This window comes from Pseudoxanthomonas sp. 97-1-1 (assembly GCF_057773125.1).
This window is the reverse complement of record NZ_JBYMTJ010000001.1, coordinates 1,303,619-1,321,996: the sequence shown is the minus strand read 5'-3', so window position 1 is coordinate 1,321,996 and position 18,378 is coordinate 1,303,619. Positions and strand designations below refer to the sequence as shown.

The following is an 18,378-nucleotide window of genomic DNA, read 5'->3' as shown; positions in this document are numbered from 1 at the left end:
CGGCATGCGCCGCTTCAACCTTTCCGAATGGGCACTGACCAACCGCAGCCTGGTGCTGTTCCTGATGATCCTGCTGGGCATCATCGGTGCGTGGTCGTACAAGCACCTGGGCCAGTCCGAGGATCCGCCGTTCACCTTCAAGGCGATGGTCGTGCGAACGGTATGGCCGGGCGCGACCGCCGAGGAAGTCTCGCAGCAGGTGACCGAGCGCATCGAGAAGGCGCTGATGACCACCGGCAACTACGAGTTCATCCGCTCGTACTCGCGTCCCGGTGAATCGCAGGTGATCTTCATGGCGCGCGACTCCATGAAGTCGAAGGAAATTCCGGACCTCTGGTACCAGGTGCGCAAGAAGGTCGGCGACGTCCGTGCCACGCTGCCGAGCGGCGTGATCGGTCCGTTCTTCAACGACGAATTCGGCGACACGTTCGGCAACATCTATGCGCTCACCGGCGATGGCTTCGATTACGCGGTGATGAAGGACTATGCCGACCGGATCCAGTTGGAACTGCAGCGGGTGGACGACGTGGGCAAGGTCGAACTCGTCGGGCTGCAGGACGAGAAGATCTGGATCGAACTGTCCAACACCAAGCTGGCCACGCTCGGCATTCCATTGAGCGCGGTCCAGCAGGCGCTGGAAGAACAGAATGCGATGACGCCGGCCGGCTTCTTCGAAACGGCGAGCGATCGCGTGCAGTTGCGCGTGAGCGGCGAATTCAGTTCGGTGGACGAGATCCGGGAGTTCCCGATCCGCGCCGGCGGCCGTACGGTGAAGCTGGGCGACATCGCCGAGATCAAGCGCGGCTTCGCCGATCCCGCCGCGCCGCGCATGCGTTTCATGAGCCAGCCCGGCATCGGCATCGCGGTGGCGATGAAGGACGGCGGCGACATCCTCAAGCTCGGCCAGACGCTGGAGACCGAGTTCCAGCGCCTGCAGAAGACCCTGCCGCTTGGCATGGAACTGCGCAAGGTGTCGGACCAGCCGGCCGCCGTGGAGGAATCCGTGGGCGAATTCGTCCGCGTGCTCGCCGAAGCGGTGATCATCGTGCTGCTGGTCAGCTTCTTCTCGCTGGGCCTGCGCACCGGGCTGGTGGTGGCGGTGTCCATCCCGCTGGTGCTGGCGATGACGTTCGCGGTGATGCACTACTTCGGCATCGGCCTGCACAAGATCTCGCTGGGCGCGCTGGTGCTGGCGCTGGGCCTGCTGGTCGACGACGCGATCATCGCGGTGGAGATGATGGCCATCAAGATGGAGCAGGGCTTCGATCGCCTGAAGGCGGCCAGCTTCGCCTACGAGTCCACGGCGTTCCCGATGCTGACGGGCACGCTGGTGACGGCGGCCGGCTTCCTGCCGATCGCAACGGCGGCGTCCAGCACGGGGGAGTACACGCGTTCGCTGTTCCAGGTGGTGACCATCGCGCTGGTGGTGTCGTGGGTCGCGGCGGTGCTGTTCATTCCCTACCTGGGCGACAAGATGCTGCCCGACCTGGGCAATCCGCAGCCGCCGAAACCGGGTTCGTTCGCGGCGCGCTGGCACGGGTTCCGTGCGCGGCTGGCCGATCGCTGGCCGCAGTATGGCGCGTTGCTGGCGCCGAAGCCGCATGACGCGCACGACCACAATCCGTACCACACGCCGTTCTACCAGCGGTTCCGTGGCTGGCTGGCGTTCTGCCTGCGTCGCCGCTGGCTGGTGATCGGCGTCACCGTCGCGGCGTTCGTCGCGTCGATCGCGCTGTTCCGCTTCGTGCCGCAGCAGTTCTTCCCGGATTCGGTACGCCCGGAACTGATGGTGGACCTGGAACTGGCCGAGGGCAGCTCGCTGAAGTCCACCGATGCGCAGGCGCGCAAGCTGGAGAAACTGCTGGCCACGCGCAAGGGCATCCAGAACTACGTGGCCTACATCGGCACCGGTTCGCCGCGTTTCTACCTGCCGCTGGACCAGCAGTTGCCGCAGGCGAATTTCTCGCAGTTCGTCGTGTTGACGGATGACGCCCGGGCCCGCGAGGACGTGCGCCGCTGGCTGATCGACGAGGTCGGCCCGCAGTTCCCCGAGCTGCAGTTCCGCGTGACGCGGCTGGAGAACGGGCCGCCGGTGGGTTATCCGGTGCAGTTCCGCATCTCCGGCGAGCACGTCGACCGCGCGCAGGCGATCGCGCGGCAGGTGGCGGAAAAAGTGCGCGCGAACCCGCACGTCACCAACGTCAACCTGGACTGGAGCGAGCCCAGCAAGGTCGTGCGGCTGGAGATCGACCAGGATCGCGCACGCGCGCTGGGTGTCAGCACGGCGCAGGTCTCGCACTTCCTGTCGGGTTCGCTGTCGGGCCTGAGCGTGAGCACCTATCGTGAAGGCAACGAACTGGTCGAGATCCTGTTGCGGGGACCGGACGAAGAGCGCGCCCGCCTGGACCTGCTGGGCAGCCTGGCCGTGCCGACCAGCAACGGCGGCAGCGTGCCGCTGTCGCAGATCGCCAACCTCGAATACGCGTTCGAGGACGGCATCATCTGGCACCGCGACCGTCTGCCGACAGTCACCGTGCGCGCCGACATCCGCAATGACGACGTGACGCCGCCCACGGTGGTGCAGCAGATCCTGCCGACGCTGGACGGGATACGCGCGCAGTTGCCGCAGGGCTACCTGCTGGAGACCGGCGGTACGGTGGAGGATTCCGGGCGCGGGCAGAAGTCCATTGCCGCCGGCATGCCGTTGTTCCTGCTGGTGGTCACCACGTTGTTGATGCTGCAGCTGCGCAGCTTCTCGCGGGTGGCGCTGGTGCTGCTGACCGCGCCGCTGGGCCTGATCGGCGTGACCCTGGCATTGCTGGTGTTCCGGGTGCCGTTCGGTTTCGTCGCCATGCTGGGCACCATCGCATTGGCCGGCATGATCATGCGCAACTCGGTGATCCTGGTGGACCAGATCGACCAGGACATCCGTGCCGGGCATGACCGCTGGCACGCGATCATCGACGCCACCGTGCGCCGCTTCCGTCCCATCGTGCTGACCGCACTGGCGGCGGTGCTGGCGATGATCCCGCTGTCGCGTAGTGCCTTTTTCGGCCCGATGGCGGTGGCGATCATGGGCGGCCTTACCGTGGCCACGGTGCTGACGCTGTTCTTCCTGCCCGCGCTGTATGCGGCATGGTTCAAGGTCAAGCCGGAGCAGGGCGCCGGTCCGTAACGCCCCGCGCGCGGCGGGGTTCAAAGAAACCCCCGCCGCAGCCGATACTGCACAGGTCGAAGACCTCCGGACCCGGTGCCGTGCGCTGCCTGCTGATCCCCGGCCTCTGCCTGTTGGCCCTGTTCGTCGGCGCGCCCGCGTGGGCGCTCGACCCTGCACGCAAGGTGGAGGAGTACACGCTTGCGCGCTGGACCATGGAGGACGGGTTGTCGCACAACCTGGTGCACGCCCTCAGCCAGGATGCCGACGGCTACCTGTGGACCGGAACATGGGAAGGCGCCGCGCGGTTTGATGGTCGCCGCTTCACCCAGTACGACGCGGGCACCGTGCAGGGCCTGGAAATCGAGGGCGTGCGTGCCATCACGCCCCATCCCGAGGGCGGCATGGTGCTCAGCCTGGGGCGTGTCGGCCCCGGCCTGCTGCGGTTTCACCAGGGCCGCTGGCAACGCCTGCCCGGACGGGCAGGCACCTTGCCGGACGTGTCGGTGCTGCGGTTCGGTCCGGACGGGGTGTTGTGGATCGGTACCGATCATTCCCTGTTCCGCCTCGACGGCGATGGTCGTCTGCACGACGTTGGCAGCGCACACGCGCGCCTGGCCAACGAGCGCGTGCTGGCGATTCTGCCGTTGTCCGACGGGCAGGCGCTGGTGGGCAACCGGCACGGCCTGTTCCGGATCGCCCAGGGCCGGGCCAGCGACTGGGGACGCGCGATGGGCCTGCCCGAGACCTCTGTGCTTGCCATCCAGCCTTCGCGCTGGGGCGGCATGCTGGTGGGAGGAAGCGGGGGTGCATGGCGGATCGAACGGGGTCGCGCGCAACAGATCACCGGTGCGCGTGCCGAGGCCATGCTGGAGGACCGCAACGGCAATCTGTGGATCTCCACCCTGGATGGCTTGCGCCGGTATGTGCATGGGCGCCATGAGACGCTGGGAGAGCGCAACGGCCTGATGGGCCGCCTGGCCCCGGCCCTGTTCGAGGATCGTGACGGCCTGCTGTGGGTGGGCACCACGAACGGGTTGTTCCGCATCTCCGACGGGCCCGTCTTCGGACTTGGACGCAGCAACGGTCTGCGCGACATCTACGTGCGCGCCATCATCGAACGGCCGGGCCAGGGCGTCTGGATCGGTCATCCGATGGGCGTGGACGCATGGGAGAACGGTCGCAGCCGCGCGGTGTCGCTGGCATTCGATGGCAAGCCCGACCCCTCCGTGCTGTCGATGGCCAACGCGCGCGACGGCGGGCTCTGGGTGGGAACCTACGACCAGGGCGTGATCCACCTGCCTGCTACCGCTGACACCAAACAGACGCTGCCCTGGCGCATCGACGAAGCACGGGGCCTGCCCTCCAACCATGTGCGCGCCCTGCTGGAGCGCGCGGATGGCTCATTGTGGATCGGCAGCAACGAGGGCCTGAGCGTGTACCGGGAGGGGCGCGTCGTGCGGCACTACAGTGCCGCCGACGGCCTGCCCGAAGGAAATGTCTACGTCCTGTACGAAACCGGCGAGGGCGGGATGTGGATCGGCACCAGCAACGGCATGGCGATGATGCGCCGTGATGGGTCGCTGCGGACATGGACGCCGGGCTCCGGTTTCCCCGCCGTGGCCGCGTTCGACTTCCTGGCCGATCCCGATGGCAGCCTGTGGATCGCGACCGATCGCGGCCTGCTGCACTGGCGGGACGGGCGGTTCGTGCAGTTCGATCATCGCCAGGGCCTGCCCAACAACCGTCTCTTCCGGTTGCTGGAAGACGACAACGGCGATTTCTGGGCATCGAGCAACCGGGGCGTGTTCCGTATCTCCCGACCGGCGCTGACGGCGGTGGAAAACCATCACCTGGCCCGCTTGCCGGTGGAGGCATTCACCCACGCCGACGGCCTGCCCAGCAGCCAGGCCAACGGCGCGAGCGCACCGGCGGGATGGCGCATGCGCGACGGCAAGCTGTGGTTCGCGACGGCAAACGGCATTGGCGTGATCGATCCCGACGACGCAAGGCGCCAGCGCGCCCAGGGCGTCACACTGGTAATGGAAGCCGTGGAAGCCGACGGCCGCGTGTTGCCCATGCAGGCGCGCCATGATCTGGCCGCAGACACGCGACGGGTGGTGATCCGTTTCACCGGCATCAACCAGCGTGCACCGGAGCGCCTGCGTTATCGCTACCGCATGCTGGGCTTCGATCGCGACTGGATCGAGACCGACGACGGCATCGCCCACGCCGCCGTGTACACCAACCTGCCCTCCGGACAGCTGCGCTTTGAGGTCCAGGTGATGAATGCGCCCGCGGATTGGAGCAAGCAGGACGCCGTGGTGACGCAGGCGGTGGCGTTCGACAAGGCGGCGCCGTGGTGGCAGCGCGCATGGGCGATGGCGGCTTACGCGCTGCTGCTGGCGCTGGCCGGCTGGGCCATCCTGCTGATAGCGATGCGGCGCCAGCGGCGCCGGCAGCGCAGGCTTGAAGCGCTGGTGGACGCACGCACCTCGGAGCTGAGCGACAAGAACGCGCAGCTCGAGCGGGCCAGCCAGGCCCATGCCCACCTGCTGGAACAACTGGCCTACCAGGCCGGGCATGATCCCCTGACCCGCTTGGCCAATCGGCGCGCGGGGGATGCGTTCCTGGCCGACGCGCTGGAGGCCAGCCGTCGCGAAGGCCGTCCGCTCTGCGTCGCCTTGATGGACATCGATCACTTCAAGTCGGTCAACGACCGCTATGGGCATGCGTTCGGTGACGACGTGCTGTCGCAGGTGGCGGCGCTGGCCGGGCAGCTGGCAGGCGATCAGGAAGGCGTGCTGATCGCGCGCTACGGCGGCGAGGAATTCCTGGTGTGCCAGCAACTGCCGTGGACCGTTGCGCGCGCGCGACTGGAGGCGCTGCGCGAGGGCATCGCGCAGGCCAGCATCGAGGCGCCGGACGGCAGCGCGCTGCGCTGCACGGTCAGCATCGGCATGGCCGAACTGCAGCCGGGCCAGGACCTGCGCGATCTGCTGCGCGTGGCCGACGAACGCCTCTATCGCGCAAAGGAGCGGGGTCGCGACCGGCTGGTGTCGAACTGACAGGCGCGGCGCATCGGATTGCTCAGTCGCGCAGTTCCGCCACGTAGCAATGCGCCTGCATCTGCTCGATGACCGCCTGCGCCGCGACCTGCGTGGACACGCCGCGACCGCCGGTGGCCAGGTCGTTGGTGAAGACCTGTGCGTTGAGCGCGCCATCCACGGCCCGCTCGATGCAGTCGGCCTCTTCGTGCAGGCCCAGCGAGTGACGCAACAGCAGCGCACAGCTCAGGATGGTCGCGTAGGGATTGGCGATGCCCTTGCCTGCGATGTCGGGCGCGGAGCCGTGGATCGGTTCGTACAGGCCGATCTTGCCGTCGCCCAGCGAGGCGGACGGCAGCAGGCCCAGTGAACCCGCCAGCATCGAGGCCTCGTCGGTGAGGATGTCGCCGAACATGTTCTCGGTGACGATCACGTCGTACTCGCGCGGTTTGGCCAGCAGGTGCATCGCCATCGAGTCGACCAGCTGGTGCTCCAGCTTCACGTCCGGGAATTCCTCTCGGCCGATCCGCGTGGCCACGTCGCGCCACAGGCGCGAGGTCTCCAGCACATTGGCCTTGTCCACCGACACCAGGTAGCTGCGGCGCTGGCGCGCCAGCCTGAAGGCGCTGCGTACCACGCGCTCGATCTCGGTGACGCTGTAGCTGCACAGGTCGCTGGCGCCGCGTGCATCGCGGGTCTTCTCGCCGAAGTAGATGCCGCCGGTCAGCTCGCGCACCACCACGATGTCCACGCCGGTGAGCAGGTGCGGCTTGATCGGCGATGCATTCAATGCAGCCGGGTGCGGACGCACCGGGCGCAGGTTGGCGAACAGGCCCAGGCCCTTGCGCAATGCCAGCAGGCCCTGCTCGGGGCGGACCTTCGCATTGGGGTCCGACCACTTCGGGCCGCCGACCGCGCCAAGCAGGACGGCGTCGGCCTGCTGGCAGCCCTGCAGCGTGGCCTGCGGCAGCGGCTCGCCGTGACGGTCGATGGCGATGCCCCCGATGTCGTATTCGTGGAAGTCGAAGGCATGGCCATGGCGCCGCGCCAGTGAGCGCAGCACGGTGACGGCGGCAGCGGTGACCTCGGGACCGATCCCGTCACCGGGCAGGAGGGCGATATCAGCGTGCATGGCGGGTGGCCTCGTAATGTTCGATGTCGTTGTGGCGGGCCAGCAGGTAGCCCAGTTCGTCCACGCCTTCCAGCAGGCAGGTCTGCGCGAAGGCATCCAGCGGGAACGTGAAGACGGAGCCGTCGGGCGTGCGCAGTTCCCGGCTCGCGATGTCGACGACCAGCTCATCGTCCGGCCGCTGCATCAGCGACTGCACGATCTCCTCCGGCAGCACCACCGGCACCAGGCCGTTCTTCAGGCTGTTGTTGCGGAAGATGTCGGCGATCTCGCTGCTGACGATGGCGCGCAGGTCGAGATCGGTGAGGGCCCACGGCGCATGCTCGCGCGAGGAGCCGCAGCCGAAATTGCGCCCGGCCAGCAGGATCTGCCTGCCGGCGTTCTCCGCCTGGTTGAACGGGAACGCGGGATTCGGCGAACCATCGGCCTGCCAGCGCCAGTCGTTGAAGGCGTTCTTGCCCAGGCCGGCACGTTCGGTCGTGGACAGGAAGCGTGCCGGGATGATCTGGTCGGTATCGATGTTGGTCTGCGCCAACACCACGCTCTTGGAGCGCAGTTCGCGGAAGCCGGGCATCACGCCACCTCCTTGTGTGCGGCGAACAGGTCGCGCGGATCGCTGACACGTCCGTTCACCGCCGCCCATGCGGCTGTCAACGGCGACGCCAGCAGCGTGCGCGCGCCGGGCCCCTGGCGGCCTTCGAAATTGCGGTTGCTCGTGCTGACGGCCAACTGGCCCGGCGCCACCAGGTCGCCATTCATCGCGATGCACATCGAGCAGCCGGGCTCCCGCCATTCGGCACCGGCAGCACGCACGATGGCATCGATGCCCTCGGCCTCGGCTTCGCGCTTGACGATCTCCGAACCCGGCACGACCAGCATGCGCACGCCCGCGGCGACCTGGCGGCCGCGCAGCACCTGCGCCACTTCGCGCATGTCGCGCAGGCGGCCGTTCGTGCACGAACCGACGAACACCACGTCCACCGGCGTGCCTTCCAGACGCTGGCCGGCGCTCAGGTGCATGTAGTCCAGCCCCTTCTGCGCGGCCGCATCGGCGGGCGCGGGAATCGGTGCGTCCACCGCGATCGCGGTGCCGGGGTGCGTGCCCCAGGTCAGGGTCGGGCGGATGTCGGCGGCCTCGATGCGTACCTCGGCATCGAACGCGGCGCCGTCCTCGCTGCGCAATGTCTTCCAGTAGGCGACCGCCACATCGAAGGCCTCGCCCTTCGGCCCGCGCGGCGTGCGCGCCACCCAGTCGAACGTGGTCTGGTCGGGGGCCACCATGCCCGCGCGCGCGCCGGCTTCGATCGACATGTTGCACAGGGTCATGCGCTGCTCCATGTCCAGTGCCTCGATCGCGCTGCCGCGGAACTCGATCACATGGCCGGTGCCGCCATTGACGCCGATCACGCCGATCACGTGCAGCACGATGTCCTTGGCGCCCACGCCCGGTGCCAGCGCACCGTCCACGGTGATCGCCATCGTCTTCGGCTTGCGCTGCAGCAGGCACTGCGTGGCCAGCACATGGCCCACTTCACTGGTGCCGATGCCGAAGGCCAGCGCGCCGAACGCACCATGCGTGCTGGTGTGGCTGTCGCCGCATACGATGGTCATGCCGGGCAGGGTGAAGCCCTGCTCGGGCGCGATGACGTGGACGATGCCGCGGTTCGGCGACGCCATGTCGAACAGCTCGATGCCGTGCTGCGCGCAGTTGCGTGCCAGCGTATCCACCTGCGTTTCGGCGGCCTGCGTGTAGTAAGGCAGCTTCCCGTCCGGGCCAGCCGGCAGGGTCGGCGTGGAGTGGTCCATCGTCGCCTTGGTGCGGTCCGGGCGGCGCGGCGACAGGCCGCGCGCCGCGAGCTCGGTGAAAGCCTGCGGCGAGGTGACCTCGTGGATCAGGTGCAGGTCGATGTACAGCACGGCGGGCGCCGCGTCGGTCTCGGGGACGACGACGTGGGCGTCCCACAGTTTGTCGAACAGGGTGCGTGGCGCGGTCATGCAGAGGTTCCCGTCATGCTTTTCATAGTGTGTCGAACAAGGCGATCCAACCCGTTTCCCGTCGTCATCCCGGCGGAAGCCGGGATCCATGTTGCCGTTGCTGTTGTCCGACTCGCTGAGCAAGAACCAACAGCGCACTGGATTCCGGCATTCGCCGGAATGACGGTGGGAGGTTCCTAGGCGGCCGCTGCTTCCTGCTTCTCGATGCGGCGCTGGCGCAGCAACCGGTTGGCCACGTCCAGCCAGGCCAGCGCGCTGGCTTCGATGATGTCCTTGCTGGTGCCGGTACCCTCGTACTCTTCGCCATTGCAACGCACCGACAGGCTGGCCTCGCCCCGCGCATCGGCGCCGATGCCGACGCTGTGCACCTGGTAGCTCTCCAACTGCAGCTGCACGCCGGTGGCGGCGGCCAGCGCGCTGAACAGCGCATCGACCGGTCCGTTGCCCTGCGCGGTTTCGGATACGCGGTTGCCATCCGGATCCGACAGTTCGACCAGCGCGTTGGCGCGGCTGCCGACATCGCTGATCGTCATCGAGGCCAACCGGTAGCCGTCGCTGACTGCGGCATCCTGCATCAGCGCCTGCAGGTCGGCATCGCCGACCACGCGCTGCTTCTCGCACAGCGCCTTGAACTGTTCGAATACCAGCTTCAGTTCGTCTTCCTCCAGCCAGTAGCCCAGTGCGCGCAGGCGCTGCTCGACGGCGGCGCGGCCGCTGTGGCGGCCCAGCACCATCTGCGACGACGGCCAGCCCACGTCCTGCGGCTGCATGATCTCGTAGGTACCGCGATGGCGCAGCATGCCGTGCTGGTGGATGCCGGATTCGTGCGCGAACGCGTTGGCGCCGACGATGGCCTTGTTGCGCTGGACCGGCATGCCGACCAGGCGCGACAGCAGCTGCGACGTGGGCACGATGCGCCGCGTGTCGATGCGCGTATCCAGGTTGTAGAAGGCATTGCGCACCTTCAGCGCCATCACCAGTTCCTCGATCGCACAGTTGCCCGCGCGTTCGCCGATGCCGTTGATCGAGCCTTCCACCTGACGCGCGCCGCCCTCGATGGCGGCCAGCGAGTTGGCCACGGCCAGGCCGAGGTCGTTGTGGCAGTGGGTACTGAAGATCACCCTGTCGGCGCCGGGTACGTTGGCGATCGCGCGCTCGAACATGCCGCGGATCTCTTCCGGCGTGGTGAAGCCCACCGTGTCGGGCAGATTGATGGTGGTGGCGCCGGCGGCGATGGCGGCGGCGATGGCCTCGTGCAGGAAATCCTCCTCGGTGCGGGTGGCGTCTTCGGCCGAGAATTCGATCTCGTCGACGTGGCCGCGGGCGAGGCTGACGTGCTTGCGGATCGATTCCAGCACCTGCTCGCGGGTCATGCGCAGCTTGTGTTCGCGATGCAGGGGGCTGGTGGACAGGAACAGGTGCAGGCGTGGCTTCGCGGAGGCCGAGAGCGTGCGCAGCGAGGTTTCGATGTCGGCGGGCAGGCAGCGCGACAGCACCACCAGCGTGGTCTCGCGCAGTTCACGCGCGATCAGCGCATGCGCTTCGCGGTCGGACTGGGAACTGGCGGGGAAGCCGGTTTCGATGGCATCCACGCCCAGATCGGCGAGGCCGCGGGCCATCACCACCTTCTGCTGCGGCGTCATGCTGCACCCGGGCGACTGTTCGCCGTCACGCAGCGTGGTGTCGAAAATGCGGATCTGCGCGGAGGGGGACGTGATTGGCGTATTCACCAGATGGTTTCCTCGTGTACTTCTGTTTCCAGGGCGGCGACCGGAATGCGGCGCACGCCGGTTTTGGCGGGAGATTTCGGGGTGGCCGCGCGCGCGGTGGCGCGGCCTTCGGCAAGCGCAGGCTCGCCCTCCACGGTGCGGCGGCGCGGCTTGCGCGGCGGCCGTGGGCGCACGTCGGACAATAACTGGGCCAGCACGGTGGCGTCGATGTTGCCGCCGGACACGACAGCGCACTTGCGCCTGCCCGCTACGCGTCGGCCCGCGGCCAGCGCCAGTGCGCCGGCGCCCTCGGCGATCAGGTTCTCTTCCAGCGCCAACCGCACCAGCGTTTCGCGCAGCTCGGCTTCGCGCACGATGACCACGTCATCCAGCAGCTGCGTGCACAGGCGGCGGGTGATGAAGCCCGGCACCTTCACGCGCACGCCGTCGGCCAGCGACGCGACGGGATCGACGGGCGACACATCGCCCTTCATGGCGCGGATCATCGAATCCACGCCTTCGACCTGGGCACCGACCACGCGGACGCCCTGCGACTTCAGCGCGAGCGCGACGCCGGAGGCCAGCCCGCCGCCCCCGATCGGCACGATGACCACGTCCGGTGCGTACGGTGCGATCTCGATGCCCACCGTGCCCTGGCCCGCGATCACGTCGGGATCGTCGAACGCGGACAGGAAGCGGTAGCCGTTCTGCTCGGCCAGGTCACGGGCGAAGGCGAAGGCCTCGTCGTAGCTGTTGCCGTGCTGGCGCACGGTGGCGCCCCAGTGGGCGACGCCGGCGATCTTGGTCGCCGGTGCGCCGTGCGGCATCACCGTGATGGCCTGCACGCCCAGCCGGTACGCGGCCCACGCCAAGCCTTGCGCATGGTTGCCGGCGGAGGCGGCGATCACCGGGCGGTGGTCGCCACGTTCGCGCGCGGCCAGCAGCGCATTCAACGCGCCACGCACCTTGTAGGAACCGGTGCGCTGCAGGTTCTCCAGCTTCAGCATCACGCCAAAGCGCTCGGCGTGATGCAGCGGCGTGGGCGGCAGGTACCGCCGCAGTCGCGCCTGCGCCGCCAGCACGTCGGCCACGGTGACGACGACGTCGCCTACGTCCGGTTCGTTGCTGGCGGAGGCGCGGCCGGCATCAGGCATCGCGGCACGCGAACGGCTGATGTCGAAGAAGACGCCTCCGGACCACGACGTCCGCGTTGGCGGGCGTGGCATTCATGCGGCGCGGTCCTGGTGGCGACGGTCCCTGCTCAGTTCCTGCACGGCACTGAAGGACAGTTCCTCGACATCGTAGATCTTCAGCAGCTGCTGGCGCAGGGTTTCCGGCGCGCGGGTACTGTCGATCACCAGCGCCAGTGCCCAATAGCCTTCGCCGTCGTGGGTGGCGTGTACCGCATGGGGCGGAAAACCACGGCGCTCGATCATGCCCAGGACGCGCAGCAAGGCGCCCTCGGCAGGTTTGAGCTTGAGTTCAAGCCGGTAACGCATTCTTCTTCTCCGGGCCGTCGGCCGTGACGGCAGGCTCGGCGGATTGTTTGGCGGGATTGGCATCCAGCATCGAGCTGTTGGCGTGGTTCGGCGGCACCAGCGGCCAGACGTTGGCCTTGATGTCGATGGTGACGTGCAGCAACGCGGGTCCGGGCTGGGCCAGCAGGTCGGCCAGGCCGTCCTCGACTTCGTCGCGCAGGCTGATGTGGCGTGCCGGGATGCCGAACACGCGCGCCAGGGCGGCGAAATCCGGGTTGTCGGACAGGTCGATCTCGCTGTAGCGCTCGGCGAAGAACAGCTCCTGCCATTGCCGCACCATGCCCAATGCACTGTTGTCGATCAGCACGATCTTCACCGGCAGCTTGCAGCGGGCGATGGTCGCCAGCTCCTGCACGTTCATCATGAAGCCGCCGTCGCCGTTGACCAGGATCACGGTGCGGTCGGGACAGGCGAACTGCGCGCCCATCGCCGCCGGCAGGCCGAAGCCCATTGTGCCCAGTGCGCCGCTGGTCAGGTGGTTGCGCGGATGGGTGAACCCGCAATGCTGCGCCACCCACATCTGATGCTGGCCCACGTCGCACGCGATGATCGCGTCCGCCGGCGCCACTTCGCTCAGCCGCTTCAACAGGCCGGGCGCATAGATGTCGGTGCCCGGCGCGTCGTAGCGGAAGCCGAAACGCTCGCGGTTGCCCGCGCAGCGCTTGCGCCATTCGTCGCAGGTGCTGCGTGCCGCCGTCAGCGTCTTCAGGCTGGTAGCCACGTCGCCGGGAACGGCGATGTCGGCCGTGCGCAGCTTGCCGATCTCGTACGCGTCGGCGTCAACGTGCAGCACGCGGGCGAACGGCGCGAACTCGGCCAGCTTGCCGGTGGCGCGGTCGTCGAAGCGCGCGCCGACCACGATCAGCAGGTCGCACTCCTGCACCGCCATGTTGGCGGCGCGCGTGCCGTGCATGCCCAGCATGCCCAGATAATGCGGATGGCCGGCGGGCAGGGCGCCCAGGCCGCGCAGGGTCAGCACGGTGGGGATCTTCGTCGCATCGACGAACTGGCGGAATACGTCCGCCGCATCGGCAATGCCGATGCCGCCACCGCCGTAGATGACCGGCTTTTCAGCGCTGGCGATCGCGGCCAGGGCCTCGGCCAGCTTCGCGTCCTCGGGAGCCGGCAGTGGATCGACGCTGGCCGGCACATGGTCGGGCAGGTGCGAGGCATCGGACATCTGCACGTCCTTGGGCAGGTCGATCAGGACCGGACCCGGACGCCCTTCGCGCGCGATGCGGAAGGCCTCGCGCACCATCTCCGGCAGGTCGTCCACGCGCCGGGCGATGAAGCTGTGCTTCACGATCGGCAGCGTCAGTCCGAACACGTCCAGTTCCTGGAACGCATCGGTGCCCATCAGCGTGGTGGCGACCTGGCCGGTCAGGCACACCATTGGTACTGAATCCAGCATCGCATCGGCGATGCCGGTGACCAGGTTGGATGCACCGGGGCCGGAGGTGGCCACGCACACGCCGACCTTGCCGCTGGCACGGGCATACCCGTTCGCGGCCAGCGCCGCGCCCTGTTCGTGACGCACCAGGATGTGCTTCAGCCTGGAATCCACCAGCGCGTCGTAGAACGGCATGATGGTGCCGCCTGGATAGCCGAACAGCGTGTCCACGCCCTCGGCTTCCAGGGCGTGGGCCAGCCAGCGGGCGCCATTGCGTGGGGCAGTGGCCGCGGCGGCGTTCATGCGGCGGCCTGCTCGTCTGTATCGGGTTGCGAGGCGTTGGCCTGCAGCCACACCATCTTCGCGCGCAGTTCCTTGCCGACCTTCTCGATCGGGTGGTCCTTGTCCGCCTGCTGGAACTTCTTGTAGTTCGGCAGGCCCGCGTCGTACTCGGCCTGCCAGTTGCGGGTGAAGGTGCCGTTCTGGATATCGGTCAGCACGTCCTTCATGCGGGCCTTGACGCTGGCATCGATGACGCGCGGGCCGCTGACGAAGTCGCCGTACTGCGCGGTCTCGGAGATGAACTCCAGCATGCGGGTGATGCCGCCTTCGTAGAACAGGTCGACGATCAGCTTCAGCTCGTGCAGCACTTCGTAGTACGCGATCTCCGGCTGGTAGCCGGCTTCCACCAGCGTCTCGAAGCCGGCCTGCACCAGCGACGACGCGCCACCGCACAGCACGGCCTGCTCGCCGAACAGGTCGGTCTCGGTCTCTTCCTTGAAGGTGGTCTTGATGATGTTGGCGCGCGCGCCGCCCAGGCCACCGGCATACGCCAGCGCGAACTGCTCGGCCTTGCCGCTCTTGTCCTGGTGGACGGCGTAGATGCACGGCACGCCACGGCCGATCTCGTACTCGCGGCGCACCAGCGCACCCGGGCCCTTCGGCGCGACCAGTACCACGTCCAGGTCGGCGCGCGGCTCGATCATGCCGAAGTGGACATTCAGGCCGTGCGCGAACAGCAGCACGGCGCCTTGCTTCATGTTCGGCGCGAGCACGTCGGCGTAGAGCTTCTTCTGCACCATGTCCGGGGTCAGCACGGCGACCAGGTCGGCGTCCTTCACCGCGTCGGCCGGCGCCTTCACCACGAAGCCATCGGCCTCCGCCTTCGCTTCGGTCGGGCCGCCCGGGCGCAGGCCGACGACGACGTCGAAGCCGGAATCGCGCAGGTTCAGCGCGTGCGCGCGGCCCTGGCTGCCGTAGCCGACGACGGCGATCTTGGGATGCGGAAGAGCGTTGGCGGTGGTCATTGCGAAGGTTTCCTGAGGGTTGATGGGAAATCGAAGGGGCTTAAACAAAAAACCCCGCACTTCTCAGTGCGGGGTTTTGCGAATCTGGCGTTTCTGCTGCTTACACGCCGGTCCGTCCCGCACTTGTGGGCGAGGTAATAAGGACGAGTACGAGGAAGGACGCCGCAGCGGATGCGGTGGGGTCGTTCGTCGTGGGCGTGTGGCGTTGCAACATGCGGCAAGGGAAACATGCCGCTCCGAAGCGTGTCAAGCAGTTTTCCCGCCTTTGCGACGATCGGATGATTTCAATCGATATGGTTGCAACTGAAACCGTGGAAACGCAGCAGAATCAAGGCTTCCCACGCCATCGCCGCACTGCTGGTTTTCATGCCCGAGTACCGCTCCAAGACCTCCACCCACGGCCGCAACATGGCCGGTGCCCGTGCGCTGTGGCGCGCCACCGGCATGAAGGATGCCGACTTCCACAAGCCCATCGTTGCCGTCGCCAATTCGTTCACCCAGTTCGTCCCGGGCCACGTGCACCTCAAGGACCTCGGCCAGCTGGTGGCGCGCGAGATCGAGCGGGTCGGTGGCGTGGCGAAGGAGTTCGACACCATCGCTGTCGACGACGGCATCGCGATGGGCCACGACGGCATGCTGTATTCATTGCCCAGCCGCGAAGTCATTGCCGACTCGGTCGAGTACATGGTCAACGCGCATTGCGCCGATGCGCTGGTGTGCATCTCCAACTGCGACAAGATCACGCCGGGCATGCTGATGGCGGCGTTGCGGCTCAACATCCCCACCGTATTCGTATCGGGTGGGCCGATGGAAGCCGGCAAGACGAAGCTGGCCGACCACAAGCTGGACCTCGTCGATGCGATGGTGATGGCGGCCGATCCGAACGCGTCCGACGCCCAGGTGGACGCGGTCGAGCGCAGTGCCTGCCCGACCTGCGGCTCGTGCTCCGGCATGTTCACCGCAAACTCGATGAACTGCCTGACCGAGGCGCTGGGCCTGTCGTTGCCGGGCAATGGCACGGTGGTGGCTACGCATGCGGACCGCGAACAGTTGTTCCTGCGCGCAGGGCGCGTGGTGGTCGAACTCTGCCACCGCTGGTACGGTGCGGAAGACCCCAGCGCTTTGCCGCGCGGCATCGCCACGTTCGAAGCGTTCGAGAATGCGATGACGCTGGACATCGCGATGGGCGGCTCCACCAACACCATCCTGCACCTGCTGGCTGCGGCACAGGAAGGGGAGGTGCCGTTCGACATGCGCGACATCGACCGCCTGTCGCGACGCGTGCCGCAGTTGTGCAAGGTGGCGCCGAACACGCAGAAGTACCACATCGAGGACGTGCATCGTGCCGGCGGCATCATGGCGATCCTGGGGGAACTCGCACGCGGCGGCTTGCTGCACACCGACGTCCCGACCGTGCACGCGAAGACGCTCGCCGATGCCATCGCGAAGTGGGATATCACCACCGTCGATGACGATGCGGTGCAGACGTTCTACAAGGCCGGCCCGGCAGGCATTCCCACCCAGTTGGCTTTCAGCCAGGCCACACGCTGGCCTTCGCTCGACACCGACCGGGCGGAGGGTTGCATCCGCAGCGTCGAACACGCGTTCTCGCAGGAAGGCGGGCTGGCCGTGCTCTACGGCAACATCGCGCGCGATGGCTGCGTGGTGAAGACGGCGGGCGTGGATGAATCGATCCATGTCTTCGAAGGCAACGCGCGGGTCTACGAGAGCCAGGACGCAGCGGTGGCCGGCATCCTCGGCGACGAGGTGAAGGCGGGCGACGTGGTGGTGATCCGCTACGAAGGCCCGAAGGGCGGGCCGGGCATGCAGGAAATGCTGTATCCGACCAGCTACCTGAAATCGAAAGGACTGGGCAAGCACTGCGCATTGCTGACCGACGGCCGTTTTTCCGGTGGCACCTCCGGCCTGTCGATCGGCCATGCGTCGCCGGAAGCAGCGGCCGGCGGCACCATCGGCCTGGTGCGCGACGGCGACCGCATCCGCATCGACATTCCGCAGCGCTTGATCGCGCTGCTCGTCGCGGACGACGAATTGGCATTGCGGCGCGCGGCGCAGGATGCGCGCGGATGGAAGCCCGCGCTGCCGCGCACGCGCAAGGTAACCACCGCGCTGAAGGCCTATGCCTTGCTGGCGACCAGTGCCGACAAGGGTGCGGTGCGCGACAAGACGCTGCTGGATGCGTTCTGATACACCGATGGTCCTGCGCTGCCTTCTTGTCCTCTTGCTCGCCTGCTTCGTCCTGCCCGCTATGGCGCATGACGAGGAGAGGAAACCCTGGGTCGTCGCCACCTATGCGTATCCCCAGCGCGACCGCATCGCGGCGATCCAGCCCTTGGCCGACTACCTCGCCAAGCGTGGCGGCCATCCGGTACAGGTGAGACTGTTCCCGTCGCCGACGGCATTGGTCGAAGCCCTGCGCGACGGTCAGGTGGATGTCGCGGTGCCCAGCCTGCACGCCTATCTGCAGACGCGCCGCTGGCATCAGCACGTGACCACCCTGCCGGTGCCGCAAGTGCCCCTGGCGCAGGCGGATCGTTACCGCGCGGTGCTGGTTGCGCGCGGCGTGCCCTCACTCGATGCGCTGGCGCGCGATGCGGCACGTCTGCGGCTGGTCCTGGTCGGGCGCGATTCGGCCTCCGGCGGATTCGTGCCGGTACACCATCTTCGTGCGCTGGGACTGGAGGCGGAGGCGGCGTTCGCATCCTTGCGCTACGCGGGTTCGCATGCGGCGGCCCTGCAGGCCGTGCTTGAAGGCGAGGCGGACGTTGCCGCGCTCGCGGCCGACGTCTATGACGCATCGCCGAAGCAGCAGGCCATCGTGGAACTGTGGCGCTCCGATCCCATCCCGCCGGGACCGCTGCTGTGCCGCCCGGCACCGGGGGTGCCCTGCCAGGCGATCACGGCGTGGCTGCTGGAAGCGCACCTGAGGGATCCGGCCGTGATGGCGTCCCTTCGCGCAGGCTGGCCGGAATTCGGCGATGCGGAGCGCCTGGTGCCTGCCGATATCGCCCGACTGTCGTCGCAGGCGACGCGCATCGACTGATCGGCGCGCGGCGCGGATCGTGCCTGCCGCCGGACGGCACCCTCA

12 protein-coding genes are annotated in these 18,378 nt (G+C 67.8%); 4 read left to right on the top strand and 8 right to left on the bottom strand.

What is annotated here, in order from left to right; all coding sequences use genetic code 11:
* Nucleotides 1–4 precede the first annotated feature (4 nt).
* Both AC3DET_RS06260 and AC3DET_RS06255 read left to right on the top strand, forming a co-directional pair.
* Nucleotides 5–3,175 (top strand): efflux RND transporter permease subunit, encoded by a 3,171-nt coding sequence (locus AC3DET_RS06260; RefSeq protein WP_488391043.1) that lies wholly within the window; start codon nucleotides 5–7, stop codon nucleotides 3,173–3,175.
* Nucleotides 3,176–3,255: 80 nt separating this feature from the next.
* Nucleotides 3,256–6,222: a two-component regulator propeller domain-containing protein gene (locus AC3DET_RS06255; RefSeq protein WP_488391042.1), complete on the top strand. Its 2,967-nt coding sequence runs from the start codon at nucleotides 3,256–3,258 to the stop codon at nucleotides 6,220–6,222.
* Nucleotides 6,223–6,244: 22 nt separating this feature from the next.
* Here AC3DET_RS06255 and leuB read toward each other — a convergent pair whose 3' ends face one another.
* The 8 genes from leuB to ilvC form a co-directional block, all read right to left on the bottom strand.
* Nucleotides 6,245–7,333, bottom strand: a complete 1,089-nt coding sequence (leuB, locus tag AC3DET_RS06250; RefSeq protein WP_446537888.1) for a 3-isopropylmalate dehydrogenase — start codon at nucleotides 7,331–7,333, stop codon at nucleotides 6,245–6,247.
* Entirely contained in the window at nucleotides 7,323–7,904 is a 582-nt protein-coding gene (gene leuD, locus AC3DET_RS06245; protein WP_488391041.1) for a 3-isopropylmalate dehydratase small subunit, read from the bottom strand. Before leuD ends, leuB begins: the two co-directional genes overlap by 11 nt.
* Nucleotides 7,904–9,325 carry a 3-isopropylmalate dehydratase large subunit gene (gene leuC / locus AC3DET_RS06240; RefSeq protein ID WP_488391040.1) on the bottom strand — a complete coding sequence of 474 codons (1,422 nt, stop codon included), beginning with the start codon at nucleotides 9,323–9,325 and terminating at the stop codon, nucleotides 7,904–7,906. Before leuC ends, leuD begins: the two co-directional genes overlap by 1 nt.
* Before the next feature lie 176 nt (nucleotides 9,326–9,501).
* The gene (locus AC3DET_RS06235) at nucleotides 9,502–11,055 is read right to left on the bottom strand and encodes a 2-isopropylmalate synthase (RefSeq protein WP_446537886.1); all 1,554 of its coding nucleotides are present in this window, start codon (nucleotides 11,053–11,055) and stop codon (nucleotides 9,502–9,504) included.
* Nucleotides 11,052–12,188 carry a threonine dehydratase gene (locus tag AC3DET_RS06230; RefSeq protein ID WP_488391176.1) on the bottom strand — a complete coding sequence of 379 codons (1,137 nt, stop codon included), beginning with the start codon at nucleotides 12,186–12,188 and terminating at the stop codon, nucleotides 11,052–11,054. Before AC3DET_RS06230 ends, AC3DET_RS06235 begins: the two co-directional genes overlap by 4 nt.
* Nucleotides 12,189–12,260: 72 nt before the next feature.
* Complete coding sequence (locus AC3DET_RS06225) at nucleotides 12,261–12,533, bottom strand: ACT domain-containing protein (protein WP_056879290.1); 273 nt, start codon at nucleotides 12,531–12,533, stop codon at nucleotides 12,261–12,263.
* The gene (gene ilvG / locus AC3DET_RS06220; RefSeq protein WP_488391039.1) at nucleotides 12,517–14,265 is read right to left on the bottom strand and encodes an acetolactate synthase 2 catalytic subunit; all 1,749 of its coding nucleotides are present in this window, start codon (nucleotides 14,263–14,265) and stop codon (nucleotides 12,517–12,519) included. The genes AC3DET_RS06225 and ilvG overlap by 17 nt, the downstream gene beginning before the upstream one ends.
* Nucleotides 14,262–15,269, bottom strand: a complete 1,008-nt coding sequence (ilvC, locus tag AC3DET_RS06215; RefSeq protein WP_192200072.1) for a ketol-acid reductoisomerase — start codon at nucleotides 15,267–15,269, stop codon at nucleotides 14,262–14,264. The genes ilvG and ilvC overlap by 4 nt, the downstream gene beginning before the upstream one ends.
* A 366-nt stretch (nucleotides 15,270–15,635) precedes the next feature.
* On the opposite strand from ilvC, the gene ilvD reads away from it, so the two are divergent.
* Complete coding sequence (gene ilvD / locus AC3DET_RS06210; RefSeq protein WP_488391175.1) at nucleotides 15,636–17,477, top strand: dihydroxy-acid dehydratase; 1,842 nt, start codon at nucleotides 15,636–15,638, stop codon at nucleotides 17,475–17,477.
* A gap of 7 nt (nucleotides 17,478–17,484) precedes the next feature.
* A complete protein-coding gene (locus tag AC3DET_RS06205) occupies nucleotides 17,485–18,333 on the top strand; it encodes a phosphate/phosphite/phosphonate ABC transporter substrate-binding protein (protein WP_488391038.1) in 849 nt (282 codons plus the stop codon).
* The last annotated feature ends 45 nt before the right edge of the window (nucleotides 18,334–18,378 follow it).

Bases quoted from the DNA above. Each gene is read 5' to 3' on its own strand.
- AC3DET_RS06260 (WP_488391043.1), top strand. From the start codon at position 5: ATGCGCCGCTTCAACCTTTCCGAATGGGCACTGACCAACCGCAGCCTG.
- leuB (WP_446537888.1), bottom strand. From the start codon at position 7,333: ATGCACGCTGATATCGCCCTCCTGCCCGGTGACGGGATCGGTCCCGAG.
- leuD (WP_488391041.1), bottom strand. From the start codon at position 7,904: ATGCCCGGCTTCCGCGAACTGCGCTCCAAGAGCGTGGTGTTGGCGCAG.
- leuC (WP_488391040.1), bottom strand. From the start codon at position 9,325: ATGACCGCGCCACGCACCCTGTTCGACAAACTGTGGGACGCCCACGTC.
- AC3DET_RS06230 (WP_488391176.1), bottom strand. From the start codon at position 12,188: ATGCCTGATGCCGGCCGCGCCTCCGCCAGCAACGAACCGGACGTAGGC.
- AC3DET_RS06225 (WP_056879290.1), bottom strand. From the start codon at position 12,533: ATGCGTTACCGGCTTGAACTCAAGCTCAAACCTGCCGAGGGCGCCTTG.
- ilvG (WP_488391039.1), bottom strand. From the start codon at position 14,265: ATGAACGCCGCCGCGGCCACTGCCCCACGCAATGGCGCCCGCTGGCTG.
- ilvC (WP_192200072.1), bottom strand. From the start codon at position 15,269: ATGACCACCGCCAACGCTCTTCCGCATCCCAAGATCGCCGTCGTCGGC.
- ilvD (WP_488391175.1), top strand. From the start codon at position 15,636: ATGCCCGAGTACCGCTCCAAGACCTCCACCCACGGCCGCAACATGGCC.
- AC3DET_RS06205 (WP_488391038.1), top strand. From the start codon at position 17,485: ATGGTCCTGCGCTGCCTTCTTGTCCTCTTGCTCGCCTGCTTCGTCCTG.